This is a genomic window from Paenibacillus sp. FSL L8-0494 (assembly GCF_038003695.1).
Taxonomy (GTDB): domain Bacteria; phylum Bacillota; class Bacilli; order Paenibacillales; family Paenibacillaceae; genus Paenibacillus_AQ; species Paenibacillus_AQ odorifer.
This window is the reverse complement of record NZ_JBBOPQ010000001.1, coordinates 3,202,199-3,228,152: the sequence shown is the minus strand read 5'-3', so window position 1 is coordinate 3,228,152 and position 25,954 is coordinate 3,202,199. Positions and strand designations below refer to the sequence as shown.

The 25,954-nt window shown below is 41.0% G+C and carries 30 protein-coding genes; 6 read left to right on the top strand and 24 right to left on the bottom strand.

What is annotated here, in order from left to right:
* The 8 genes from NYE35_RS14805 to NYE35_RS14770 all read right to left on the bottom strand — a co-directional run bounded on the left by NYE35_RS14805 (window position 1) and on the right by NYE35_RS14770 (window position 5,161).
* Window positions 1-216 (bottom strand): sulfurtransferase TusA family protein, encoded by a 216-nt coding sequence (locus NYE35_RS14805; protein ID WP_036678264.1) that lies wholly within the window; start codon window positions 214-216, stop codon window positions 1-3.
* A 360-nt stretch (window positions 217-576) separates the two neighbouring features.
* On the bottom strand, window positions 577-1,308 hold the full coding sequence (locus NYE35_RS14800) for a DUF5071 domain-containing protein (protein ID WP_076105586.1): 732 nt from the start codon (window positions 1,306-1,308) through the stop codon (window positions 577-579).
* A gap of 5 nt (window positions 1,309-1,313) precedes the next feature.
* Entirely contained in the window at window positions 1,314-1,793 is a 480-nt protein-coding gene (locus tag NYE35_RS14795; RefSeq protein WP_179090023.1) for a hypothetical protein, read from the bottom strand.
* A gap of 166 nt (window positions 1,794-1,959) precedes the next feature.
* Complete coding sequence (locus tag NYE35_RS14790; RefSeq protein ID WP_051491011.1) at window positions 1,960-2,475, bottom strand: TlpA family protein disulfide reductase; 516 nt, start codon at window positions 2,473-2,475, stop codon at window positions 1,960-1,962.
* A 136-nt stretch (window positions 2,476-2,611) separates the two neighbouring features.
* Entirely contained in the window at window positions 2,612-3,139 is a 528-nt protein-coding gene (locus tag NYE35_RS14785) for a ClbS/DfsB family four-helix bundle protein (RefSeq protein WP_341121476.1), read from the bottom strand.
* 27 nt (window positions 3,140-3,166) lie between these two features.
* On the bottom strand, window positions 3,167-3,673 hold the full coding sequence (locus tag NYE35_RS14780) for a DUF2569 domain-containing protein (RefSeq protein ID WP_036678279.1): 507 nt from the start codon (window positions 3,671-3,673) through the stop codon (window positions 3,167-3,169).
* A gap of 31 nt (window positions 3,674-3,704) precedes the next feature.
* Window positions 3,705-4,277 (bottom strand): DJ-1/PfpI family protein, encoded by a 573-nt coding sequence (locus tag NYE35_RS14775; protein ID WP_036678282.1) that lies wholly within the window; start codon window positions 4,275-4,277, stop codon window positions 3,705-3,707.
* Between the two features lie 17 nt (window positions 4,278-4,294).
* Entirely contained in the window at window positions 4,295-5,161 is an 867-nt protein-coding gene (locus NYE35_RS14770) for a S66 family peptidase (protein ID WP_076274421.1), read from the bottom strand.
* A 170-nt stretch (window positions 5,162-5,331) separates the two neighbouring features.
* On the opposite strand from NYE35_RS14770, the gene NYE35_RS14765 reads away from it, so the two are divergent.
* Window positions 5,332-5,826, top strand: coding sequence for a hypothetical protein (locus NYE35_RS14765; RefSeq protein ID WP_076105582.1), 495 nt, complete (start codon window positions 5,332-5,334; stop codon window positions 5,824-5,826).
* Between the two features lie 62 nt (window positions 5,827-5,888).
* Here NYE35_RS14765 and NYE35_RS14760 read toward each other — a convergent pair whose 3' ends face one another.
* The 3 genes from NYE35_RS14760 to NYE35_RS14750 are packed head-to-tail and all read right to left on the bottom strand — an operon-like array spanning window position 5,889 to window position 8,341.
* Window positions 5,889-6,362, bottom strand: a complete 474-nt coding sequence (locus NYE35_RS14760; RefSeq protein ID WP_076105794.1) for a GNAT family N-acetyltransferase — start codon at window positions 6,360-6,362, stop codon at window positions 5,889-5,891.
* A 41-nt stretch (window positions 6,363-6,403) separates the two neighbouring features.
* Complete coding sequence (locus NYE35_RS14755; protein ID WP_341121473.1) at window positions 6,404-7,435, bottom strand: Gfo/Idh/MocA family protein; 1,032 nt, start codon at window positions 7,433-7,435, stop codon at window positions 6,404-6,406.
* Between the two features lie 18 nt (window positions 7,436-7,453).
* On the bottom strand, window positions 7,454-8,341 hold the full coding sequence (locus tag NYE35_RS14750; RefSeq protein ID WP_038570709.1) for a sugar phosphate isomerase/epimerase family protein: 888 nt from the start codon (window positions 8,339-8,341) through the stop codon (window positions 7,454-7,456).
* A 124-nt stretch (window positions 8,342-8,465) separates the two neighbouring features.
* Between NYE35_RS14750 and NYE35_RS14745 the strand changes: the two genes are divergently transcribed.
* Together NYE35_RS14745 and NYE35_RS14740 are read left to right on the top strand one after the other, a co-directional pair.
* Window positions 8,466-9,350 carry a helix-turn-helix domain-containing protein gene (locus tag NYE35_RS14745; protein ID WP_076272479.1) on the top strand — a complete coding sequence of 295 codons (885 nt, stop codon included), beginning with the start codon at window positions 8,466-8,468 and terminating at the stop codon, window positions 9,348-9,350.
* 28 nt (window positions 9,351-9,378) lie between these two features.
* Complete coding sequence (locus NYE35_RS14740) at window positions 9,379-10,200, top strand: DUF2785 domain-containing protein (RefSeq protein ID WP_341121471.1); 822 nt, start codon at window positions 9,379-9,381, stop codon at window positions 10,198-10,200.
* A gap of 90 nt (window positions 10,201-10,290) precedes the next feature.
* Here the strand turns inward: NYE35_RS14740 and NYE35_RS14735 are convergent, their stop codons facing one another.
* The 7 genes from NYE35_RS14735 to NYE35_RS14705 form a co-directional block, all read right to left on the bottom strand.
* Window positions 10,291-11,085 carry a hypothetical protein gene (locus NYE35_RS14735; protein ID WP_076105577.1) on the bottom strand — a complete coding sequence of 265 codons (795 nt, stop codon included), beginning with the start codon at window positions 11,083-11,085 and terminating at the stop codon, window positions 10,291-10,293.
* 75 nt (window positions 11,086-11,160) lie between these two features.
* A complete protein-coding gene (locus NYE35_RS14730) occupies window positions 11,161-12,264 on the bottom strand; it encodes a Gfo/Idh/MocA family protein (RefSeq protein WP_341121467.1) in 1,104 nt (367 codons plus the stop codon).
* 20 nt (window positions 12,265-12,284) lie between these two features.
* Window positions 12,285-13,007, bottom strand: coding sequence for a ThuA domain-containing protein (locus NYE35_RS14725; RefSeq protein WP_076272475.1), 723 nt, complete (start codon window positions 13,005-13,007; stop codon window positions 12,285-12,287).
* Between the two features lie 25 nt (window positions 13,008-13,032).
* Window positions 13,033-14,193, bottom strand: coding sequence for a Gfo/Idh/MocA family protein (locus NYE35_RS14720; RefSeq protein WP_341121465.1), 1,161 nt, complete (start codon window positions 14,191-14,193; stop codon window positions 13,033-13,035).
* 10 nt (window positions 14,194-14,203) lie between these two features.
* Window positions 14,204-15,205 (bottom strand): LacI family DNA-binding transcriptional regulator, encoded by a 1,002-nt coding sequence (locus NYE35_RS14715; RefSeq protein WP_370510936.1) that lies wholly within the window; start codon window positions 15,203-15,205, stop codon window positions 14,204-14,206.
* 230 nt (window positions 15,206-15,435) lie between these two features.
* Window positions 15,436-16,185, bottom strand: a complete 750-nt coding sequence (locus tag NYE35_RS14710; RefSeq protein ID WP_076146140.1) for a sulfite exporter TauE/SafE family protein — start codon at window positions 16,183-16,185, stop codon at window positions 15,436-15,438.
* A 354-nt stretch (window positions 16,186-16,539) separates the two neighbouring features.
* Complete coding sequence (locus NYE35_RS14705; RefSeq protein ID WP_076146146.1) at window positions 16,540-17,415, bottom strand: LysR family transcriptional regulator; 876 nt, start codon at window positions 17,413-17,415, stop codon at window positions 16,540-16,542.
* Window positions 17,416-17,543: 128 nt separating this feature from the next.
* Here NYE35_RS14705 and NYE35_RS14700 point away from each other — a divergent pair, with 128 nt between their 5' ends.
* Complete coding sequence (locus tag NYE35_RS14700; RefSeq protein ID WP_341121462.1) at window positions 17,544-18,437, top strand: DMT family transporter; 894 nt, start codon at window positions 17,544-17,546, stop codon at window positions 18,435-18,437.
* 62 nt (window positions 18,438-18,499) lie between these two features.
* Here the strand turns inward: NYE35_RS14700 and NYE35_RS14695 are convergent, their stop codons facing one another.
* From NYE35_RS14695 to NYE35_RS14670, 6 genes are all read right to left on the bottom strand, one after another.
* Window positions 18,500-19,999, bottom strand: a complete 1,500-nt coding sequence (locus NYE35_RS14695; protein ID WP_081389255.1) for a DHA2 family efflux MFS transporter permease subunit — start codon at window positions 19,997-19,999, stop codon at window positions 18,500-18,502.
* Window positions 20,000-20,246: 247 nt separating this feature from the next.
* On the bottom strand, window positions 20,247-20,987 hold the full coding sequence (locus tag NYE35_RS14690) for a copper amine oxidase N-terminal domain-containing protein (protein ID WP_341121458.1): 741 nt from the start codon (window positions 20,985-20,987) through the stop codon (window positions 20,247-20,249).
* A gap of 133 nt (window positions 20,988-21,120) precedes the next feature.
* The gene (locus NYE35_RS14685) at window positions 21,121-21,885 is read right to left on the bottom strand and encodes a M15 family metallopeptidase (RefSeq protein WP_341121455.1); all 765 of its coding nucleotides are present in this window, start codon (window positions 21,883-21,885) and stop codon (window positions 21,121-21,123) included.
* Window positions 21,886-21,899: 14 nt separating this feature from the next.
* Entirely contained in the window at window positions 21,900-22,811 is a 912-nt protein-coding gene (locus tag NYE35_RS14680) for a hypothetical protein (RefSeq protein ID WP_052097010.1), read from the bottom strand.
* A 59-nt stretch (window positions 22,812-22,870) separates the two neighbouring features.
* Window positions 22,871-24,196 carry an FtsW/RodA/SpoVE family cell cycle protein gene (locus NYE35_RS14675; RefSeq protein WP_076141696.1) on the bottom strand — a complete coding sequence of 442 codons (1,326 nt, stop codon included), beginning with the start codon at window positions 24,194-24,196 and terminating at the stop codon, window positions 22,871-22,873.
* On the bottom strand, window positions 24,193-24,525 hold the full coding sequence (locus NYE35_RS14670) for a PadR family transcriptional regulator (protein ID WP_036678319.1): 333 nt from the start codon (window positions 24,523-24,525) through the stop codon (window positions 24,193-24,195). The genes NYE35_RS14675 and NYE35_RS14670 overlap by 4 nt, the downstream gene beginning before the upstream one ends.
* 139 nt (window positions 24,526-24,664) lie before the next feature.
* Here NYE35_RS14670 and NYE35_RS14665 point away from each other — a divergent pair, with 139 nt between their 5' ends.
* Together NYE35_RS14665 and NYE35_RS14660 are read left to right on the top strand one after the other, a co-directional pair.
* Entirely contained in the window at window positions 24,665-24,955 is a 291-nt protein-coding gene (locus NYE35_RS14665) for a hypothetical protein (RefSeq protein WP_341121449.1), read from the top strand.
* Between the two features lie 686 nt (window positions 24,956-25,641).
* Window positions 25,642-25,935: a hypothetical protein gene (locus NYE35_RS14660; RefSeq protein ID WP_341121447.1), complete on the top strand. Its 294-nt coding sequence runs from the start codon at window positions 25,642-25,644 to the stop codon at window positions 25,933-25,935.
* The last annotated feature ends 19 nt before the right edge of the window (window positions 25,936-25,954 follow it).

The window sequence follows — 25,954 nt, the reverse complement described above, 5'->3', positions numbered from 1 at the left end:
TTATAGCTCAATCGTAATCTCCCATACCCCATTAATGACTTCTTGAATGGAACATTTTAGATTTGAACCACGACAGTAATCCGTGATAGAAACTTTCGCGCAGCTATGATCAGTAACCAGCATCACTTTTTCGCCATTTTGAATGGCTTTTTGATGTTTTTTTAACATCATTACTGGTACTGGGCAGATTTCTCCCAGACAATCAATTTCAATCATGAGGTTACCTCCATTCCATAGATCATTAAAGTTCTAATAATGACCCAGCATTATTTTCTTCACAAAAGGAGTTGATCTAACCTCTTCTAACTGGGTATCACTAAGACTCCGTACACTCCAAGTGAGTATATTTTATCATTTCCCTAAATCTACCTCCCCCACAAACACCGCAGTTCCATCCATTCTATCAGAATCTAGTCGGTACACTTCTACATTTACTTTCCCATCTCTACCGAATCTAATACTACACCAGCTGGATTTCCTTTGTTCGGATAGGGCGAAAAAGCATCATAATGAAGCACTTTGATGTTGTTCACTGGTACGTCTCCTTTCAATTTATTTCAGTAAAGCTTGATAACTTCATGAAGTGAGAAACTCAGCTGTAAAAATTTCTATTTCTCTTAAAACTTCTTGGCGGTTAGATATCGCATTACATATATAAAACCGGTCTTTATTGTGCTCATGAAACTGTTTAATTAAATTAGGCTGCTGATTTAAGAATTCTTTATGAAGAGCTTCGCAATCAATTTCAGGATGAGTATCATGAAGTTCCTTGAGTTCAAATACAAGGACATCTTTTTTTCGCTGGATTATTTCATAGACCACATCTTTTGCGTATATACCGTGAGTTAATAAGATTCTTAATGCCGATAGGTCATTGGCTTTTTCCTGTGAAATCTTAATTAATTCTGCTTGTATCTGTAGGACTTGTACCGTATTCCAATGATTAATTAATACTTCAAAAATCCAGTACACCCATTCTTGATCATCGCTGTATTGATTTAGTACATCTTTAACATATGGAATCATCGGATCACCTATTTCAAGTAAAAAATCAGCTATTTCCCGCGCACCTGGCCAATTTAAATCTTGTATCCATTCAAGCAAACCCGGCAATATGCTTTTCACACGTGGATATCCTAAACGTATGACTGTTTCAGCCGCTCCATCCCAATAGTCTTTTGATATAGGTTGTACTAATAAATGCAAAGCTTCATCCTTTATATATTGTAGCTTATGAATTGCTTCTTCCTTTTCCTCTTCGCGTGTGTGCCATGATAATTTTTTGATTAGACTAGATGTTTCTTCCACTAGATTCACCCTTTGAACTTGAATTTTTCACCACGCCGTTCTAGCGACAACACTGCTTTCCTCCGCTTCATTATCCAAATAATTAATAAGACAATAACCGATGTTCCCAATAAGAAATACATCCAAATCGTTTTTTCAACCAATTCATCATTGGGATAATGGCCTTTATTATAAGCTTTTACAAAGATACCCTCTTGGGTCTTAATAGCAATAAAATCTTTTGGATCGGTATTGATAATTGAATAGTAGGGCGTACCTTTAGGATAAATATTCGAGAAATTCCCCCTGTACGTTCCTTCCTCATCGGAATATTTAGTTACATGCCCTATCTTCTTATCGATTTCTTCCGAGGGGATGAGTTCATCATCTGATATTTCGTAGATGTCACCTGAATAAACAACAAACGAACCGGCCCAATCCGCGGAGACCGCATGTAATGACGATAAAGCAATTATAGCTAGAATTACAATAATGAATTTCTTCATCTCAACCTCCTAGCTTGGATTCGATTGGTCTTTTAAATCTTCGAAGAACTCAGTAACTCTCTCCCTCGATTGTTCGAAATCGTTCAAAAGTATCGTTGTTGTGAGAAGCAAAAATGAAAGAAATGCGAAGATGATTATGGGTTTCTTTGATTTCATATATCTCACACTAATCATAGTTTTTAATGAAAATCTTAAACGAGCTCTCAATTGCGTCAAAATCAGTCGAGCCAATAATTTGATCCATAACCTTGCCATCAGAGTTTATAAAAAACAACGCAGGAAAAGCTTGTTCACCAAATTGTTTATGGAGATCACCTGTTTCATCTAGGAGAACGGGATACTTAATGTTGTAATTCGCCACGTATTGTTCTACATCAGAAAGATCATCTTGATAAAGCAAATTGATTCCGTATATGTTCACTCTATTTTTATATTTCTCATACAATGAGACAATCTTAGGAGCATCGTCATTACAATATGGACACCATGAGGTGAAAAATACGAATACAGTGGGTTTCTTCGAGAAGTCCACTTGTATTTTGTTTCCATTCGCCAACTCTTTTAGTTCAATGTTCTCAGGACTTTTAATGGGTTTTGCAGAGTTGTTTACCACGACAAATATAATCGAGCTTAATGCAATCAAAAATATAAATGTACTTACAATAATAGATATTTTCTTCAAAAATAATCCGTCCTTTACTAATCTATTCACCTACCGCTATACATTCTCTTCCACTAATCTTATATCCTTCATACTGATCATTGAACAGCCTAAAACAGCCCCTGCTTCAGAGATTTCTCTTAGGCGGGGGCTTGATTTATAATACCTTAGTTACATTAAGCTTTTTCCATTTGCGAATCTTAGAACGAAAAGTCTTAAACGGTGCTACTGAATTAATATGAATCCATTTGACCATAGGCCATCTTGGATTGTTTCCTGTCCATTTCCGCACGCCTTGCGTAAAAAGTTCTTCATCACTTAAAGAATCAATCCAGTTCTGCCACTGATGTTCTGTCTCTTGAAATAAAGATCTTAACTCGTCTAATGAGTAGGCAGCATATGTATGATAAAACGATTGATATAATCCGCCAAGTTGATTCCATTTATAATCCGGTGAAGGTGTAATAACGGTTAACCCTGCTTTTTCATCCTTATCCCATTTCATAACAAGATTCAACCAGCCCAATTGATAAGCAATGATTTCTGCTGGGGTTCGATCAACCCCTTCCATACGATTGTCTCTTTGGGAGTTCTCAATGCCATCAAATTCTTGATCAAGAGACTGATAGGCAATATGAATCGCATCTTTCAATTCTTCTTTTGATAGATAATCGGTTGACATCATACCCCTCCTTTAAATCACTTTATTAAATTACTTTACAAATGTATTATGTACTCGCTCTGATTTCAATAAATATGCAGTCCAAATTGCACAAGTAAACGCTGACCTAATGATCCTTTTGAGTGAATCTCCATTTCCAAGTTCTCTGGCAAGAGGAATTTGATAAAGAAGTACAACATCAATGATTCCTACTACAGGGATTGCAATATAGAAAATAATCAATAACCGTGGTAAAAATGCTTTTTTTCTGTAGAAATTAATTAGAATATATACACTAAACGCTAATATAGCTATATTGAAAGTGGTTTCAAAAACAATTATAAATCCCCACAAGGGATGATAGAAATCCGAACCTTTAGAAGTAAAAGCAGTCCAGATATCGGCATCAAATGCTGTAAAAGAATCCTGAAAAAGCTGCATCAACTGAATGATAATCGTCCCATAAAGACCGATTTGTACAAGAATCAACCATCCCCCAAGTCCTGATATCCCTAATGGTTTATAATCATTTTTCTTTTCGTTTAAATTAGTTTCCACGTCAACTCTCCCTGTTTATCATCTATCACTGCTATTTATCCATAATATCCCTAAACAATTGTTCTTTTTCTTCATCTAGATCCTGATAAATCCCTAAATAATCAAAGATTTCAAATGAAAAATCAACAAAAGCACGGCCTTTAGCAGTAATGATATGTTCATCTCTAACTACTCTCTTATCAACATAATTGTCTCTTGGAAATGGATCCTCTACATTAAGTTTACTGATTCTTTCTACTGAACACGAAGTAGTGAATTTACAATGGTCTAAAATGCCCGCTCGTCCTAAATACTGTGGTCCATGACATATGGCTGCCAGCATCTTCTCTTCTCGATCAAGATGGTTTATCAGATCAGTTAAATCCTGTTTTTGATTTACAATCGGACCTCCGGGAATAATTAGCCCTTCAATATCATTAAGCTTAACTGCTTCTTTGAGGACCAAATCAGGTTGATAAGTCAGACCAGATTCGCTAACTACAGATTCATAACTGTATCCTACGGATAACACTTCTTTTTTTCCAACATTTCTAATCTTATGTAGTGCCAAGGTAATCTCAAAATCCGCAAAATCATCAGATATGAAGCAAAGAATTTTGCCCATCGCACACTCCACCTTTTTTACAAAGTGATTTTATCGCCCACAACAATAAACTTACTGTTACTGCCATGCCCAATCTCAGCTGTCTTTATGATAGGAATGGAGGTGGAATGGCTAATTTCCTTCACATACGCTTCTACTATCGGAAATTCATTAAAGTTCTCTAGTTCTGAAAATGACCCTAGAATCAATCCAGCACAAGCATCAAAATATTTCAATTGCTGGAGCTGAGCAAAAAAGGAGACTATTTTGTTAGCTCTGCCACTTAAACTCTCCAACAATAAAATTTTGTCCGAAGGATCCGGAAAATAGCTTGTCCCTGCCAGCTTCAAAAAGCAGCGAATATTCCCCCCGATTACTATCCCGCTCATCTGGTTACCACGAACCCAATGATACCGGAAATCGTAAAGATCGTTTTGCCCCTCGAAGAATGTTCGATAAAAAGCCCTCTGCTGCTCTGCCCCATCAGAAGACACTAAATTCATCAACTGATAATGATAGGATTTCGAATTATTTTGCGTAAATAAAGCGTTCAAAATAACTGACAAATCACTCATTCCAAAAAAGGGTTTGGGGTTCATACGGATACTTTCGTAGTCTATGTACTCTAAGATTTGGTTGGCAGAATCCCCACCTGAAATATCGAATATCGCGCTAATTTCAGTATTTTTAAATAGTTGATTCAGCTCCGCTGCCCTTTCCTTTGGATTTCCACTGAAATAACCATCTTTTCTAAACAAAGTATTAGCCACCACTACATGGAGTCCAAATGAATGCAAAACTTTTTTTAATTCCTCTACTTTAGGTAGGTTCTCTACTCTCACACCATCTGAACAAGCAATCAGTCCGACTTTATTCCCGTGTGTGAATTTTAAGGATGTGTTCATTTTAATAATCCTTTCGATTCTACTTTTTAGTTTAATCACCGCAAATTTACGATCATATTTACACCATACCATATTTAGGGAGTTGAATCATTTTCTTCTTGAAATTATGAAACCACAACATGGTAATATAAGTATAATAATGCAAGATTAAATACATTGGGGGTGTACTAATGCGTAAATCACCGTTGATATTGAGTATGATATTATTATCTCTTGCGTTAATTATCGGATGTAGTTCAGAGGTAGATGATGCCACTAAAGCCGCAGAGAAATATAAAAATGTAGAATATACCGTCAAGGCTTCTGAGGATTTAATGTCTGATGAATCCATTCTTGCGCGAAATGAAGAGATGAAACCGTATTTTACAGAATACTTTACTGAAAAGGCTATAGCGAGCCGAATTACAACTATCCCAATTAAAATCGCTGATAAACAAAAGCTTTCTTTAAAACCGGAAAACCTAAAATTTAACCTTTCCGAACAAAAAAAAGATATTATCGAGTTAAAATATACGGTGGATCTTGTCCTATTGGATAAGGATGACAAAGAAAGTAAACGTGTGCCTTTGGAAGGTATATTGACTCTCTTTGATGTGGACGGTAAATGGTTAGTGCAAGGGGATCGATTTGATACTGTAGCATTAATGAACTTGATTGATGGGTGAATTTGAATATCCTTCTTATCACAAAAAGCAGACTGCTCTAATGAGCAACCTGCTTTTTTGAATTACATTATTTTTTTACTCATCCTATAATTGACCAACAGAACACCTTTTCGTTCTACACTTTGTTTCGCAATAAGCTGGTATCCCCGTCGTTCAAAAAAAGGATTAGCAGTGATGCTTGCTTCGGCATCCATTTCATAAAGACCCAGTTCTTTCGCTTTCAATTCAAGCTTACTCACCAATGCAGAGGCTATACCTAGTCCTTGGTAATCTTTGTGAACATATAATCGATCCAAATGTCCCTCTGCTGTCATATCAGAAAAGCCCACAATAATATTATCAATTTCGGCTACATAAGTGATATTTTGACGCAAAGAAGCTCTCCAAGTATTATGCTTAAGTACCTCTTCCTCTTTAGGTGCCCAAGCATCTAGCTGTTCCTGTGAATAGTCTTGTTTGTTTACGGAATGAACTGTTTCGTAGAACAATGAGACAATTTGACTAATATCCGATTCTCGGTAAGCTCTAATATCCATTTTGATCTCCTTGCTGGCGATTGTAGTAACAGAAGTCAATCTCAGAACTCCACTAGATCGATTTTCCGGCCAGATTCAGCACTTTCCAGCGCTCCGAACACCATTGCCATACTATACCGATTATCTCTACAATTCGTCTCTGCAGGACGTTGCTCTGCCAACGACAAGAACATCTCATCCAAACACCCGTGATGGAATGTTTTATTCATCTCAACATTATCTCCATTTATACGCTTTACGTCACGAATGAACTTATCGCTCTGATCTCCTGCAGTAACTACCTCAGCATATGGCAGCTCATGACCATCCCAGATTGCTGTTCCTTTCTCCCCGTTAACCCGCCAAGAAGCTTCCCATGACGTGGATGCACCTTCTGCACACCAAGATCCCTGATAGGTAAATATTGAACCGTCGGACATCTCGAAAATGCACACTGCCGACGCATTCCCCTCATACCATGAACCGGGAGGATTAAACTCCTGACAGTATACGGACACAGGGTTCGCGCCACTAATAAACCGGGCCTGGTCGAAGGTATGAATTGCCATATCCAACAGCAGCGGACTTTTCATAACATCACGGAATCCCCCGAAATGAGCCCCAAGGAAAAAGCTTGCACCGATAAATCCTGTTCTTCCGATGGTTCCTGATTCTATGATTTTTCTTAAAGAACGAATTCGAGGATCATAACGGCGGTTCTGCATCACAGCATGAGCATTTCCAGTCCGTTCCGAGATCTCAACAATCTTATTACATTCCTCCGTAGTCTCAGCTAACGGTTTCTCACTAAACACATTACACCCAAGTTCCAATGCAGTACTAGAAATATTGAAATGACTTCCGGGAACGGTAACGTCAAAGACGAGATTTGCTGCGGTCTCCTGAATTGCCTGCTTAATATCCGTAAACGTCAGACATGAAATCCCATGCTTCGCAGCCATCGCCTCAGCCGACTCCAACCTTATATCTACTAGAGCAACGATCTTAGTATCTGGACGCAATAAAGCGTATTCAATCCATGCGTTAGCCATTCCTCCGCAACCTGCAACCGCTACATGGTACTGTGCTGTCATATTTCTCCCCCTGACTTATTAAAGCGGATTAGGCACAAAGCTGCCCCCGCGGCATTGTTTTAAATAATTCAAGGCATGTACTTGACCCATCATTTCCAGCTCATCCCGATAGACAGGATCATGCCAACCTTCAATATCAATGGTACCTTTATAACCAGCCTGACGCAAAATGGAAATAACATCCGTCCAGTTCGTATCACCAAAACCCGGAGTACGGTGCCATACATAAGGTTTTGGGCCGTGGATTCCATATTCTTTTACAATATCCCAAGCGATGGTGGCATCCTTGCCGTGTACATGGAAGATCTTATCTGTCCATTTGCGCAGCTGTGGAATCGGATCAATCAGCTGCACCATCTGATGGCAGGGCTCCCATTCAAGTCCCATATTGTCAGCAGGTACAGCGTTAAACATCTTTTCCCAGGCTATTGGATGATGAGCGATATTCCAGTCCCCTGAAGTCCAATTGCCATCCATGGAACAGTTCTCGAAGGCAATTCGTACCCCGCGATCTGCTGCTCTTTTTGTCAGCTCACCAAATACCTCGGTAAACTTCGGAATCGATTCATCAATGGACACTCCTGGTAGTCGTCCCGTGAACCCTGATACCATATCAGTACCAAATACATGAGCATGATCAATAAGCCGTTCCCAGCTCGCTAATGCATCGGAATTGTCACCAGTATTCGTCAAAGGATTGCCAAAGATGCCAACCGATGAAATCACAAAATCATGTTTTGCCGCAAGTTCTTGCACACGCTTACCAGTTTCCACAAGATCTGTTTCACCTGTAGTCTGCCAGAAGGTTAAGCTAAAAGATTCGAAGCCATGACCTACGATTTGCGGAATCACTCTAACAGCATCTCCGCCACCAACTAATGTGCCTATACGCATTGTATCCTTCATCTTGTGTACCACTCCAATATTGGTTTATAGTAAGTTCTATAACCCGAGTATATACTGCATTTAAGCTTAAAACTCTTATTATATTGTGTTTATATAGTCGTATATTGTGGGAGTTGAATAAATATTGAGCTATCCTAATGATCTTAAAGAATACCCTCAATTAGAAGGAAGCACCTATCCGTTTCGATTGTTTTTTAATGAATGCAGACATGCGAAAATCGGCCAGAACATCCTTTTTCTACACTGGCATGAGCATTTCGAAATCATTATCATGCAAGCAGGCAACGCCATTTTCCACATTGACAGCAAGCCCTACGAACTGCATCCCGGAGAGGTTTTGTTTGTTCCTTCTGGAGGTTTGCACGTTGGATATAGTCTGCGGGATGATCATGTCCGATTTATATCCGTCGTATTTCATAGTTCTTTATTTAAAGATTGGAAGCAAGATCCTCAACATGAGCAGTTCGTAGCTCCCTATTTGGAAAATCGATATCAGCTACCAGTTAAACCAGCAGCACTTGTTCCAACCTGTTCTACTTATTACTCTCTTCTAGACACTATCGTGGATGAAGTGCATCAGAAAGGTCCTGCATTTCAGCTAATCATCAAAAATCAACTTCATCTGCTTTTTGTATTGCTCTCCCGTACCTTTTTGCCTGAGCGGGTTTCTGGCAGAACAAATGAACGTCATTCCTTCAATCGTGAGCGTTTTAAGCCACTGCTGGAGTATATGGAGAACCACTTTGATGAGAAAATGACTATTGAAAGCGCCGCGAGATCCGTTAATCTAAATCCATACCATTTCTGCAAAACCTTTAAGAAGCTCACCGGCCGAACCTTCATCGATTATGTTAATCTTTGCCGCGTAAATGAAGCAGAACGACTGCTGCTGGAGACAGATTTTACTGTAACGGAGATTGCTGGACGAGTGGGCTGCGACAATCCTAATTATTTTACCAAGCTGTTTAAGCAATATAAAGGAACTACACCATCCGGTATTAGAAAATAATTCACACTGGAAAATAGGAGCATGTAAAATGAATTTAAAAGAAACGCTGATATGCATAAAAGAAAATGATTACCAAGCACCTCCCGATACAATCCAGTTGGTACAAGAAATGATAAATAACATTGGTTCTTTAGATGCCCAACTACGGGATGAGCTAATTTATACAACCTTATCACATTGGATCCCAGGTAATGCTCTAACTACAAACGAACTGGAGCAACTTATACCCGTTATCTTGGATAAAAACCATTTGCATTTTAAGCTTGGCGAAACCAATGCAGACTCTGTCTTTACCAGATCTTTCTCTATGCTAGTCATCCCACTCCTCTTCATGAGGCATAAAGAATCACCATTTCTCTCAAGAGAGCAAATTCATCAGATAAAGGAGAAGGTATTTTGCAGTGTGCAAAATGAGCGCGATTACCGGGGGTATGACGAAGAAAAAGGCTGGGCTCATGCCATAGCCCATGCAGCAGATACTTTAGATGAATTGGCTCAATGTTCCGAACTGGATAAAAATGACCTTATAACTATCCTCGATTTGGTTCACGAAAAGATGACCATAACAGATCGAATATACTCCGATGGGGAAGATGAGCGAATGGTAAGACCCATAATTAGTGTTTTAGATAGAAAAATGCTTAGTCAGACTTATGTAGAGCAATGGATTCGAAGTTTTGGTGATGTGGAGAAAAATCCAGAATTTCTTCCTGCTTTTAAACAAAAAAATAATATAAAGAATTTCTTGAAAAGTTTATATTTTCGAGTTAAATATTACAAAGTAGATGCCAATCTCTGTCCAACAATCGAGCATACATTATATAAAGTAGAACAAGTATACTATTCCTAATTAAGAAAAAGTGAGGGTTAGAGCACCCTCACTTTCCATCTACTGTTCAAATGAATGGAGCACTTGCTACCTGTTGACGGGTCTATTAGATTATTCAGTAACTGCTAGCTCCATTCTCCGCACACTCGCAAGCGCGGGAAAAGATTCCAGCACCATCCCTGTATTCCATAACTTAACCTGCTGTCCAACCTGCAAATCCTTAAAGCTGATGGTCTCTCCAGCTTCATTAAACATTTCAGATTTCGCATTGATTGTGAACCAGTAAGATGGATCTTCGTTTCCAGGTTCAAGGATTAGTATCCGCTTTGCCTGTTTAGTGTCGATCTCAACGATTGTACCCACTACATGTGGATCACCTATTTCTGAAATATCATAGGTCAACATCTCTGGATCGATCCACTTTTCAATTTCAAGCTTGGCTGCTTCCGCATCATCAGACGGAATGGTAATAGTTACTTTATTACCAATCGTATCTACACCAGAGCCGTAGAGATTCAGCTTCTGGTAGAGTTCTTGTTCATGCAACAATTCTTGAGCAGCTAATAACTCTTGCATTGTATATTTCACATCATGAAGCTCATAAGTACCTGCAGTGAAAGCCTGAGCAAAGCTCTGCTCAATCTCCGAGTTCAAACCTACAATATTAATATGAACCTTGTTATCTTGCAGATAAATATCTCCGTTAGGAATCTTCTGAGCAGATAAGAAAGTCTTAACCTCGCCTGGATCATCCATTGCAGGGTTCTTAGAAGCTAGAATTTGTGGTTCTGAACTAATTACAGGAGTAGGAACCGGCTCCTTATTCGCTTGTTGAGCCTCTGAACAGCCACTGATTAACAAAATAACAACGGGAATCCATATCCAACCAATAATTATCTTACGCATCCTATTAACACCTCCACTCTTCATCTTCTCAAACGAAGACCGGAAGTGATAGGTTGCAGATTCAGGAAGAATTCTCTAATCCAAAGTGTAAGGAGCAAGACCGATTGGAAGTGCCGCAGGACGAGTGCAGGTGCTTTCCATTTCGTAGAATGAATGAGCATCAGAAGAATCATGGAAAGCCCACATTGCTTCTAATACGTGATAAGCCAGTTCTCCACTGGCACGATGCCCTCTACCCGTTCGAATGGCGTAAGCCATATCTGCTGGTCCAATCCCGCGGGTATTCTGATCATACCCTGACAACAACGGCTGTTCCGTCCACTCATTCTCACCCATAAGCCGGAGTTTCACGGGACCCCCAAAGTTATTCGGGTCTGGAACTTGAATCGTTCCTAGCGTTCCGTAGATTTCTATATGCGGCAGGTTGCTCCCGCCAAAGATATCAAAGCTTGTAATCAACGTTGCAATGGCACCATTTTCAAATAGCAAGGTTCCGGCTACGTGAGTTGGAATTTGAACAGGAATTTTATTCCCAAATTTCTTCTCGCTTGTAATCGTACGTTCTTCCAGCGCTTTCCCAGTCATTCCGCTAACCGTATGAATAGGACCCAGCAGCTGCACCAAAGCCGTCAAATAGTAAGGACCCATATCGAACATTGGACCTCCACCAGCGGCATAATAAAATTCCGGATCTGGATGCCAATGCTCATGTCCACGGCCCAGCATAAACGAAGTAGCTGCAACAGGTTCGCCAATTACTCCTTCATCTATCAGCTTCAAAACCGTTTGAATTCCCGCTCCGAAGAACGTCTCCGGTGCACTGCCCACAAGTACTCCCTTTTCCCGCGCCGCAGTCAGAACTTTGCGTCCTTCTTCTCTCGTCACAGCTAGAGGTTTCTCAACGTATACATGTTTACCCGCTTCAATAGCTTTCAGGCATACTTCCGCATGAACAGCTGGTATCGTTAAGTTGATTACGATTTCTATCTCTGGATCATTCAGTAATTGTTCTGTGGTATAGACGTTTGGAATATTGTATTTATCCGCTTGTTCTTGTGCTCTCACCAAATCTAAATCCGCACATGCAACTAGATCAAGGATCTCGAACTTTTGACAGTTCTCCATATAGATACTACTGATTTTACCGCATCCAATAATACCAACTTTGACTTTATCCATTCGCTGATCGCTCCCAGAATTTATTGACTGTCTGCCATTCCACTATAGCTATTACTAACCCCCGAAACATTGGATAATGCTTGCGCTTTACCTTCAGCTGCCCATATTAATCCTCTGCGCATCATTTCACGCACTTGCGGCTGATCTACAATGTCCGCATGATGCCCGAGTGAATTATAATAAACTCTGCCCAAGCCCCAACGTTTTGTCCAAGCTACTGGCATATCAACAGCCTTATTATACGAATGAGGCCCTTCAACTACTGGAAAACGAGTCGTAGCAAGAACTTCAACAGCTGGATCTACATGCAGATAATATTGCTCTGAGCAAATGCTGAAATCTTCTAATCCTTCTACCAGAGGACTTGAGCTTTGACAAATCTCTACGGTATAGTTAACGCCGTCATTACCAGGATGAGCTACCCATTGTCCACCCGTCATAAACTGCCAATCTACATTATTACGAAAAGAATCACACATCCCGCCATGGCAACCGGCAAGACCTGTTCCATGTTGTACAGCTGCGGAGACATTATTCACAAGTTCCTGCTCGATTGTGCCCATTGTCCATACCGGCACGATCAAATCTAGTCCAAGAAGCTTATCTGCATCAGCAAAAGCCTCCAGTGTATTCGATACTTCAACTTCAAACTGTTCCTCTTGCAACATTTTAGCGATTATATCAGCTACCTGCTCAGGCTCATGACCATCCCAACCGCCCCATACAATCAATGCTTTTCTCATCTTCAGCACTCCTTCTAAGGTTAGATTACATTTCGGATAAATCGACCCAACGGCGTTCATCAATAGAGCGTTCTACAGCCTCTAACACCGCTTGGCATTTCACTCCATCATTGAAGTTTGGTTCTGGCTGACGACCTTCTTCAATTGCGTTAGAAAGCTCCAGCATTTCGTGAATAAACGTATGTTCAAAACCAATCGTATGACCAGGCGGCCACCAAGCCTCTGCATACTCATGAGCAGGATCGGTCGCCAGCACACGACGAAAACCTTGTACATCCTCGGCATCCGAGGTCAAAAAAACTTCTAATTCATTCATACGTTCGAAGTCGAATTTCACACTACCAAGACTCCCATTGATCTCAAAAGAATTGGTAGAGCGATGACCCGCTGCGAATCTTGTAGCTTCAAAGCTGCCCAGAGCACCATTATCAAAACGGGCTAAAAACAAGGTGGCATCGTCGACGGTAACCTTACCCTTGGGTGCATCTTTATCTCCTTTAGCGCTTAAACCAGTCATTTCAGCGGCAAGCGGACGCTCTTTTATGAAGGTCTCGCTCATACCGATTACTTCCTTCATATCGCCTACTAAGAAATGAGCCAAATCTATAAGATGCGCCCCCAAATCTCCATGCGAACCTGAACCGGCGATATCCTTCTGCAGTCTCCATACTAAAGGGAAATCCGGATCTATTATCCAATCTTGTAGAAACCAAGCCCGAAAATGATAAATCTTTCCCAGACGCCCACTCTCTATGAGCTTCTTAGCCAGTCGAACTGCCGGAGAAAAGCGATAATTAAAACCAACCATATGTGTAACTCCCGCGTCTTCAGCAGCTTGCAGCATTTCACGGGAATCTGCCAAGGTCAGCGCAAGTGGTTTTTCACAAAAAATATGTTTACCTGCTTTGGCTGCTGCCAAAGCTATCTCCTTGTGCGCGTTGCTGGGAGCATTAATATCTATAAGATCAATATCCTCTCGAGCGATCAGATCCTTCCAATCCGTAACACAATCCGCCCAGCCTAACTGCGATGCAGCTTCTTCAAGCGCTTCACTATTACGTCCACAGATTACAGACATTTCCGGTTTAAGCGCTTTCGGGAAAAACATAGGCAAACTGCGATAAGCATTACTGTGGGCTTTACCCATAAATTTATAACCGATCATTCCAATGCGAAGCTGTTTCATCTTATTCCTCCTAAGTGTTGATAGATTTAGATGAAGCTCGTATAACTAGTTCTGTCGGTAATTTGATCTGTACGGCTGGTGCGGGTATTTCTGCCAGATTGTTTCCCAGCAATTCAATGATTTGGGCTGCGGCAAGTTCACCTAGTTCGTAAAAGGGAACCCGCACACTGCTTAATGCAGGTGTGGTAAGCTCCGCAGCTTCCGAATCATCATAACCCACAATAGCTGGCAGGCGATCCCTTGGTATTCCTAGCTCCTGCAGCCCTTGCTGCAAACCAATGGCCATCCGATCATTGGCGACCATAATCGCATCAATCTCATCCAGCAGAGGCAACATTTCTTTGGCAGCTATAATCCCGCTTTTCCGGCTGAAGTTACCTTCGAACAAAAGTGAAGAATCTACAGAAAGATTCACCTCTGCCAAAGCGCGGGCATACCCCGTTAGACGATCTCGGCTGTTGGAATAAGATTCAGGCCCATTTAGAAAAGCAATCCTCGTAAAACCTTGTTCCAGTAAGTGTTTAGCCGCTTGCCAGCTTCCTTCGACATGATCGGCATCCACCTCGTGAAAAGCTTCCCCTGCAAAATGCTGATTAATCAGACAAAAAGGATGGTTTTCTTCCTTCAAACGGCGGAGTGAGGCTAGCTCACCTGGCTCTTCTTTAGCGCCAAGCACAATGCAAGCATCGATCTTCCGCATCTTAAACAACCCGCTATAATCCATTGGCTCTTCGGCATTCCGAAACAGCATTAACAGATCATAACCCTCTTCTCGCGCCTTGCTCCCTATTCCACTTAATATTTCCGAAAAATAATAAGTGGAGAACAAGCGGGCTTTCGGCAAATAAGGCATCACTACACCCAAGTTCCCGCTCCGTCTACGTGCAAAGCTCTGAGCGAGTGAACTAGGGGTATAGCCTAGCTTCAGAGCAGCTGCCAACACACGTTCCTTCGTTTCTTCCTTAATCGGACCAACGTTATTTAACACGCGAGATACTGTGGCTTCTGACACACCTGCAAGCTCGGCAACCTCTTTACGGCTGGCGATATAAATTCCTCCTTCTCATAGGTTATGAACAGTGACATTTAGCCTCGTTCAATACACTATTCGAAAACGCATTCATTTAATGTACGCGCGTACATTTTCTCATGAACAAGGCTCTTCGTCAACCCTAAGATTGGATAAATTTAAAAGACGTTCATATACACTAAGGAGAAGAACGTCTTTCTATTTCTTTTCAACTATCCGCGAGGTACTAGCAATAGGACACCAAGTAAAATGATAATCAGAAATAAGTAACTCTCAAATTTCTTAGCAGGAATACGTTTATTCACATATACACCGAGCACTGTAGCTAAGATAATTGCTGGAATAGAATATCCATAAAGAACAAGAGCATCCGTAGTCCACAATCCCCCGATAGCATGACCAGTTACAACAAGTACACCAGAAATAAGAAAATGAGCTTGCAACGTACCCCGAAAGCGATCAGGATTCCACTGTCGTAAAGTACCATAGATCACGACCGGGACACCATTAAAGTTATAAGCACCGCCAAGTACACCCGAAGCGAATCCGAAGGGATACACCCAGCCTTTTGCCTTAAGCAAGGGATGATCGATCGTCTTAACTATTCTCTTCTTAATCACTGAATAAACTCCATAAACAATCAAAAATATACCAAGTCCAGTCATAATTACACTTGCAGGTGCTAAATAAAGCATAACTAGTCCTACAGGAATTCCTATCACTGTTGAGAGTGCTAATCGAATCAGAATAGGTCGTTCTATATGCCGCCACCCACTCACAACTGTAAGTGAGGCAACCGTGAGGCCTGCCAATCCAATCAAAGAAACTGAGGTATGTATAGGAATCGGGAGCAGTGCAAGCAGTGGCATGCTCACAATCGCTTCACCAAAACCAAACATGGTTCTCATCAAGGCACCTATAAATACTGCTAATACGACTAGTGTAATAATTGTAACGGACAATCGTTTATCCCCCTCCTAATCTCATCCATCCGTAATTGTGTATAAAATCATCACATAGACAGATCATCTGGAATACATTTCTTTTTCCCACTCTTCTAATTATAACATATCATTCGCTAAAAAACAGATATCGATAGAGAACAAACGCGCATTTTAACATCCCTAAAATCCATCACATTGCCGTTATAACTACACAATAATGGAGATATACATATAATTAACGAAAACCCCTTAAAATCGATTACAGAGGCCCGTATGTATTACCCTTTTTCTAAAAAACAACTAAGTATCTAAAAAAAACTGATTCCCCTAACGTTGAAGAGGTATCAGTTTCTTATTTTTTGACGTGTTTATTTAGGCGTTATCTTTCAGCCACACTTGCACATGCTTTAGAAATTTTTTGGTGACGGGAGAAGCGTATTTCATAGAGTGGACAGCAATTCCTAACGATCTGAAACTTCGTTCCTCTAATTCTAACATGGCTACATTATAATTTTGCCGGGTTAAGACAAGCTCTGGCAAAATACTAATCCCAAGCCCCTTCTCCACCATAGACATAATGGCATAGTCATCACCCGCAGAGAATTTAACATTTGGTTTAATCCCCGCCTTATCCAGCACACGTCTAACATCATAATCCGAACCTGCTTTCGGGATAATGAAATCCTCCTTAGCAATTTGCGATAAGGAAAGAAAGGGCTCCGTGCTTAGCGGATTCTCTTTAGATACAATCCCTAACATCCGGTCTTTTTTTAAAGGAATTACATCAAACTTCTCACGTGTAGGCAGTGAAATAAAACCGCAGTCTACGACTCCAGCCTCTATCCATTGCTCAACCTCCAAATAACCGCCTTCCATCAGCTTGATTTCTATATAAGGGTATTCACTGCGAAATTGCTTAATCATCCCTGGCAGCCAATGCACAGACACACTGGTGAACGTACCGATGGTAATCGTGCCAATCTCTAGCCCGTGGATGTCCGCTACCTCCTGCTTCAATTTCTCGTTCCACTTCAAGATTTCACGGATAGGCTGCAGAACTTGTTCTCCGTTTACTGTCAATTTCACACCGGATCTATTTCTAATTAATAACGCGAACCCAAACTCCATCTCCAAGCTGCTAATGGTGTGACTAATTCCGGATTGCGTAAAACCCAGTACATCTGCTGCTTTTGTTAAGCTGCCTAGCTCCACAACTTTCAGTAAAATCTCATATTTATTAATGCTCAACCTCTGTTCCCACCCTTATAAATTGCATAAGTTTTACTCATGTATTCTATGATAAACATTCAGTTACCTTATGTATAGAGCCGTATTATACTATATTGAGTTGAAAATGAAGAAGGATGGATGAAGAGATGAAACCGCTCAAAGCTGAGCTGCTGCTGTTAGTTGTAACATTATTTTGGGGCTCCTCCTACATATTTATGAAAATGGGGTTAGGTACGTTAGGCGAATTCAATCTGATTGCACTGCGCTTCGGACTTGCTTTTATATTAGCCGTTATGATATTCCACAAACGATTAAGACGAGTAGACATCAAAACATTAAAATATGGCGCCCTACTCGGATTCCTCCTGCTCGGCGTATTCACATGTATAACCTTCGGACTTCAAACAACCACCACCTCAAACGCAGGATTTCTAGTTGCGTTGACGGTTATTTTTGTACCGATCTTGGATCGAGTTATTTTCAAAAAAAGAGTTGCACCTCCACAAGTGTTCGGCTCCATCCTCGCCATAGCCGGGATTGGACTCCTTACCTTAAATGCAACCTTAACTATTCAGCCGGGTGATTTCCTGTGTATCCTTTCGGCAGTGTTCTACGCGGTACAGATCTTATTTACAGGCAAGGCGGTAAAAGAATGTGATTCCCTGAATATTGGAATCTTGCAGTTAGGATTTGCCGGAGGGTTGGCCTTAGTGTTGTCCGCAATCTTCGAGACACCTTCGCTACCCTCTACTTTGCCAGATTGGACAGCAATTCTAGCGCTTGGTATCCTATGCAGTGCCTGTGGCTTCATCCTGCAACCTATTGCTCAAAAATATACTTCACCAACCCGCACCGGACTAATCTTCTCCCTTGAGCCGGTCTTCGCTGCGATGTTTGGTTATTGGTTCGCTGCTGAGAAGTTATCGATGCAGGGTTATGCTGGCGCAGCGCTTGTTCTGCTCGGAATCGTGGCTTCTGAATTGCTTGGTAAAGCAACACTCCCCGCATCGTGGGCTCAGAAGAAACCAGAGCATTTATAACAATAAAGGCGTCGTTTAACTATACAAGCTGAACGACGCCTTTTCTATGTTTATTGGTTCAATTAATGCCCCATCATCATCGCCGCATCTGCCTTCTGTCCCTCTCCAGAGGAAGGATCGCCAGCGGAAAGCTTAGGCTTGCGCAAAATAATACTCATTAATACACCTACCACACCTATGCAGCCAGACAGGAAGAACACATCATCAAAACCACTAACTGCGGCTGTCAAAGGATTACTTCCCGCTTTCAGTGCTCCCATATGAACAGCGATCTGACTAGTCAGGTAACCTGTCATTCCAGCTATAGCAAATGAAACAACGACTTGTTGAGCAGCAGCAGTAAGTGAAGTTACACTTCCCACCCATTCACGTGGAGCAGCATTCAAGACATGAGTATTCAAAGGCATCATCGTTAGACCCATACCAAAACCTAAGAAACCCAGGTATGTCATAATTAACGATAAATTTGTTGTAACACTAATTCCGGATAACAGGAACAAGGTGACCGTAATGATACTAAGTCCAACAAACGCCAGCGGACGAGCCCCGATCTTATCAAACAACCTACCGCCAATCGGCATTCCGATTGCTGAAGCTAAAGCCTGCGGAAGTAGAATCAGACCGGTTTCCAGCGGGGTATAGCTTCGAATCTGCTGCAGGTAAAGGGGCACAAATAACATGGACCCAAACAAAGCAGCTTGCATAACCCAAGTTAAAATAATACCCCTAGTGAAATCCGACGAACGGAAAACTCGCAGTTGTAAAAGCGGATTTTTGTGAAGCAGCTCCACAATGACAAGAAGGATCAATGCAACCCCTCCAACAGATAAGCCAACAATAGCGGGAGTAGACGACCAGCTTGTTCCACCGCCTTCATTCACCCCATAAGCCAACATAGAGAAGGCAATTGGGGCAAGAATAATGCCTAGGATATCGAGTTTGCCTTTGCTCTTTTTTTCAGAATTCGGCAAATATTTAACACCAAGAATAATGCCAACGATTCCAATAGGTACATTAATCAGAAAGATCCAGTGCCAGCTTACGTACTCCACCAGCCAACCGGATAAGACTGGGCCGAGTGCCGGAGCTAAGAGCATTGGAATACCAAGCATCCCCATAATAGAACCTCGACGTTCTACTGGAGCTAATTTAAAAACCATCGCCATCCCAATGGGAGCAACCATCCCCCCGCCAAGACCTTGAATGACTCGAAAAATAATGAGCTGAGATGAGCTTTGTGCAACCGAACATAACATAGAGCCAAGAATAAACATCGTAAGAGTTGCCAGAAAAACTTGTTTCGATCCAAAACGATCGGTCATCCAGCCCGCGAGTGGGATTACAGCCGCTAAAGCTAAAGTATAACCCGTAATCGCCCACTGAATCGTTTTGAGATCGGAAGCAAAATAATCAACCAGCTTGGGAACGGCCACATTCACAACAGTACCATCCAGAATAACCATAATCATGCCGACAATAATAGCAAGAAGCGGGGGGATGATTGCTTTTAACGAAAATGGTTGATCTTCTGCAGTACTCATTCCAGTCATAGTTTTTGTCATCCAGTACTCCACTCATTTCTCTAATTTAATTAAATGCTTTATTGATTATTTCAAATTTTAATTTACATTCGATGAATCTGGAAGTCAACAAATAAAACCATTTTTTTCATTAAAAACACATCGGGTTTACGATACCCTTCAGAAATTATCTTGAAATGTATATTAGAACAGCAAAAAGACTATGCATAATCCCCTTAAATCTTCTCGCTTGGGAAATGTGCATAGTCATCATGGAATCATTTTCCGATTAGAGCGTCTCTCTTAATTCTATAATTTTGCCCGATGTGTTCAATATAATTTCAAGTGGAATCTCTATCTCTGCAAAATCCAATACACAGCGAATAGAAAATTGATCCTCGTTATAGCTACTTTTTGTAGATTTAATCCCATGATAATTCCCGGCTTTTACCGTAATTTGCTTCCAGTCTTCCAGTAATCCATTTAAGCTCGGCTTATTTACGACCACATCATAATGATATCGCTCCGATAATTCATTATATTTACCGCCGACCAGTAACCCCGCTATAACACTTGCTGTCACTTCAGGGGTATACACTTCAACTTGATTGGACTCCCCATCATATGAGGTTACTAAACCAATTGTCTTAAAAAAGGAGATTGGAACATAGATATGATCCTGTCTGAATTCGATATCATCTTTAAAAAACAATTCTTGTGCATCATTGATGCTAACCAAATGTTCGTTAAGCTTCCATTTAATTATTTCATTTATCCTTGTTAGTGTTATAGTTTCTGAACTTTTTTGATAAGTTGTTGTATATTTAAGTGCATTGGAAGCCTCTCTGAGCGGAATCATGACCGTGGAGCCCTTATTGTAGGCTGAATGGGGATTAGTTTCCAGTAGTTTACCATTCAAAATTACGCTAACCTTGCCGGAGTCTGCCCATACTGTTGGAGCGGCAAATCCACCAAATCCATTAGTTAAAAATAGAACACCTAACACAACAACCGCTGCCATTTTGATCATCCGTTCGAAACCTCCCTTTTATCTATTACAAGTATTATGTGCGTTTCCAGCATGTGCTAATCCTAATGATAATCAAGACAAGCAAAAAAAAAGAAGCCGTTCAACATTATGTTGGGCCGCTTCTTTTAAATAACTATTCCACTTTGAAGTCAAAATACTGCTTAGGAAAAGGTTCTTTTATCAGCGTAAAATGCCACCATTCCTTACTATAAGGTTTAAAGCCTTGCTTCACCATAACCTCTTTGAGAATTGCGCGATTTGCTTTCTGAGTCTTGGTGATTAACGATGTATCATAAAAAGAGATATCTCCGAAAAAATCAAACGGGCTGCCCATATCTACATCTACACCGGTCTCTTTATTGACGATCGTTAAATCGATGGTACTGCCACGGGAATGTCCTGATTTTTTCGCTATAAATCCGAGTTTGAATAAATTACGTTTATCCAGTAGCGGGTAATATTGCTGCTTCATCTTAGTATCCGCGGAATTCTGTGACCATCTTACAAAATGATTCACCGCGGTCTGCGGACGATAAGCATCATAGATTTTTAGGATATATCCTTTTTTGGCTAAATCCTCACTTACTGCCTTCAAGGCTGTAGCCGCAGTCCTTGAAAAGATCGCTAAAGGCGCTTTATATCCATCAATCCGCTTCCCTACAAAATTATTGTCTCCGTAATAACGAATTTCAAAATGGGCAGTAGGAATCACTTCATCCAAATAGATAAATCCTTGCGGCAGACGGTGTTTCTTCTCCAGCTGCATTTGCTGCAGTACATTGTCTGTAGATGATCCAACGTAAGCTGCATCTGCGCTGCCCATAACAATAGTGTTTGTCCATAACAACAGCACAAATGCGAAAACTATGATTTTTGTTCCTCTAAATCCGGTTCTCAATAGATCCCGCCTCTTCATTTCGAATTAACCGTTTGATTCAGAAATTTCTCCACTTCAGGTGTGAGTTTATTATTTGTGGAATCAAGTAACTGTAGTAGTTTTTCTAAAATCATTAGGATTCTGGTGTCGCCTTTGTTTCCTTTTAATGCATTCTCATACGCCTTTTTCACTTCAGGTTTGATTACTTGCTCATCATAGTCATAAGCTGGTGTGTTGCTTGATCCATATAATAAGCGTGAAGTTGCATTGAGCAGCTCTTTTTGAAGAACGGTTGACCGATTGGAAGCTGGATATTTCGTCACAAAATCCTCCAGTGCAAGCGCCCTGTTCGTTAACTCTGTCCAACTAATCACAATAGCTGCATCAAAAACACTTGGTTGATTCGATTCAGTGGCCATGATGTCAATGTAAGCTGCGATGTCCTTCGTGACATATGGCTTAAAGCTTTTGAAGCCCTCATAATGCATCACTGGATAGTACATGCCCTCACTAGTCTCCAGCTTATATCCCTTATCCCGTCCTTCAATTAACATATTGCGCACATTAGCATCTTTGATCGCATTAAGGAGTGTGCTGTAGGTTAGATTTTTGCTTTTGGAAAAAGCATTATTTATCTCTTTCTGAACATTCTCCGGAAAAACCTTCTCAGAGTACACAGGTAAATATGCCTTCTGTGCATTTTCGAGCTGGAGTGTCATCTGAGTTGCTGTCCAGGTATCCACTTCTTTGATATGGTTAATCAAATAATTCCGGGCGTTAGCCAGAGATGCCGGCTTCTGTACATATTGTTGGAATTGATTATAGACTTTTGCAGATTCTTTCACAGTTGCGGCAGCTACAGTATCTGTTGTATGTATACTCCCAAACCCTCCCATAGAGCCTAGGGCAAAGGCAACACTTAACAAGCCTGTTTTTTTCCATCCCATTAAAAGACCTCCCTTAAGTATTCATACTTAATAATTAGACATACGAGAGGATCCTGAATCTAACTTAGTACAGTATTATCCTGGACGCCTCCAATGTCCTTCCTACGATAAATACCCATCAGAAGTCCAATAGCCGCATATTCAAACCACACATGACTCCCATAGCTCAGGAAAGGGAACGGGATAGAAGTCAGCATCATTCCACCGCTCAAAATAGCAAGACCATAGGTTAGTCTTATCGCTAGCAAAAATGCCAAACCCAACACTAGAGCTTGTCCATAGGGCTCACGAATCGCTCGTATCGTAGATAGAAGCTTGATGAAGAACCAGGAGATAACTGCCAGCAAAAGCAGTGCCCCCGCCCAACCAAAACAATGAATAAGATAGACAGGCAACATATCTGAGTAGACATACGGCAGCTTTTGTTCTACTGCTCCGAATCCGTGCCCCCACCAACCCGCTGAACTAATAACTTCACGCATTACTTGGTATATATAGCCATAACCGTCTGGATCTAAAGAGGGATTTATAGCACTAATGATTCTGACCATCAGGTAGTCGCTATTGAAGATGAACATTAGTCCAACTATTACAAAGAATCCTAATAATACTACACTCTTAATCCAATCGCGAGTAATCCATACATATAATACTAATGAAGAAATTAGATACACCACAAGCTCTGGAAGAGAGTTTAAAGAGATTAGAAGCAAGGCAGGTGCTAACAGAATGCTTATGTTGAACAAACCACTCCGCCAAGTTTTCTTTTTAGCCGATTCCTTGCGATTCACTAAAATCCCTGCTAACGCGACTATCAAAACATAAGGACGATAGGATGTCATATCAGGTAAGATCAAAAAAATCCTAGGACCATAATTCACTCCATTTATTGTTATCCCCCAGAATATACTCGACAGAATTCCGGCTATTGATGTTCCGTATAATACCCACGAGAAACTTTTCAGCTTTCTGAAATCGATAAAATACAATCCAAACATCAATACAATTCCAATGAGTATATTTATCGCTTGGCGTCTAAACGCATTATCCAAAAAAGAACCCTTAACGATATCACTGTAGCCTACATCCACAGAACTCATTCCGATCAGACTGATCGCGGATAACAAAGCTACAACTCCAAACAATCCCCAAGGTACATGTGGTTTATGTATTAGATGAAGTTCCTTCCCTAACGTTTGCGGGCTCCCCATTTGTTCGATCGCCCAAGCTATGGCTTCTTCCCGTGATACACCGTCGGCTTCTTTTTCACAAATTAAATCTTCTAGATGACTAGCTAATTCTTGACGTATCTCTGGGTGAGTTTTTTTCGCTTTAATCTCTGCACACACTACATCCAAAAATTGCTGCTGCCTCTCTTTCATCATACACCACCCTCTCCCAGAACGGAGTCAACTGCACCTTTGAACATAACCCATTCTGCTTTTTTCTCCTTGAGTTTCTCTTTACCTTCATCCAGGATTCTATAGTACTTACGCTTCCTTCCTTCTACCTCCATCCAGTAAGCCTCCACCCAGCGCTCACTTTCCATCGCATGCAGAATCGGATACAAGGTTCCTTCTTTTAATGAAAAAACACCCTGAGATCTCAGCTCCAGCTCTTTGATTAACTCATAACCATATAATGGCTTCTCCAGTAAAAGAGTCAGAATCAACGTACCCGTACTGCCCTTCAGCATCTCTTTACTTACTTTCAACAGCTAACACCTCCTAAATTCTAAACTTTACAATTGACGTGGATGTATCTGATCCACTAAACAAATTTCACTCATCATAGTAGTTGATCTGCATCCTTGGACCGGATTCGGCTCATTCTACGGGATTTATACCGTTGATTTGCACCCCCGGGCCGGCGTGGGCTTAATCTACGGGATTTATACCGTTGATTTGCACCCCTGGGCCGGCGTGGGCTTAATCTACGGGATTTATACCGTTGATTTGCTTCCTTGGTCCGGACTGGGCTCATTCTACGGGATTTATACCGTTGATTTGCTTCCTCGGTCCGGACTGGGCTCATTCTACGGGATTTATACCGTTGATTTGCCTCCTCGGTCCGGACTGGGCTCATTCTACGGGATTTATACCGTTGATTGGTCCGGACTTCATTCTACGGATTTATACCGTTGATTTGCCTCCTCGGTCCGGACTCATTCTACGGGATTTATACCGTTGATTTGCTTCCTCGGTCCGGATTCGGCTCATTCTACGGGATTTATACCGTTGATTTGCACCCCCGGGCCGGCGTGGACTTAATCTACGGGATTTATACCGTTGATTTGCTTCCTCGGTCCGGATTCGGCTCATTCTACGGGATTTATACCGTTGATTTGCACCCCCAGGCCGGCGTGGGCTTAATCTACGGGATTTATACCGTTTGCTTCCTTGGCCCGGATTCGGCTCATTCTACGGGATTTATACCGTTGATTTGCCTCCTCGGTCCGGACTGGGCTCATTCTACGGGATTTATACCGTTGATTTGCCTCCTCGTCAAATGACTAATATCTGTATACATGAATATTATTTATCCTTTTATACCTAGGACAACTATACATCGTAAATCTATGTATGTAAAGTTCCTCTTATTCCCCCCCTTATTCCCTCCCTATTCCCCACTCTCCCATGTATAATAATGGTAATACAAGCAACATTTTGAGGAGATCTACCATGCAAAAAACAACAATAGCCATCTGGAGTTTTTCGTTCTTTTCATAGTTATTTTCGTTGGATATATGCTCCATAACAATTCTTTGACCTATTATGAGGCGTAGAAGATAAATTGGGGAATAGCGATCTCTAAACCTACAGAGTCAAAAGTGATATTTGAAAGTCCACCCAGTTTCCATGGGGATGGCGAAAGCTATTACGTATTAAATTACAACGAAAAGCAATTCATAGAAATCAAAGACGCAGCATTTTGTCATCTCCTCAATGTTGAGTCTATTGACACCTTAAAAGAGAGAGTATCAAGCTTCAAAGATTCCGTGATGGCCATTTATCCAAATGAAAAAGAAAAATACGAAAAATTATTTTGGGCGAACCTTATAGAACTCGAAGAAAGTGGATTGTATTACTATAAGAAAAAGATGATGATAGCTACTGTATCGTGATCCTTAACGTGGAATTAAA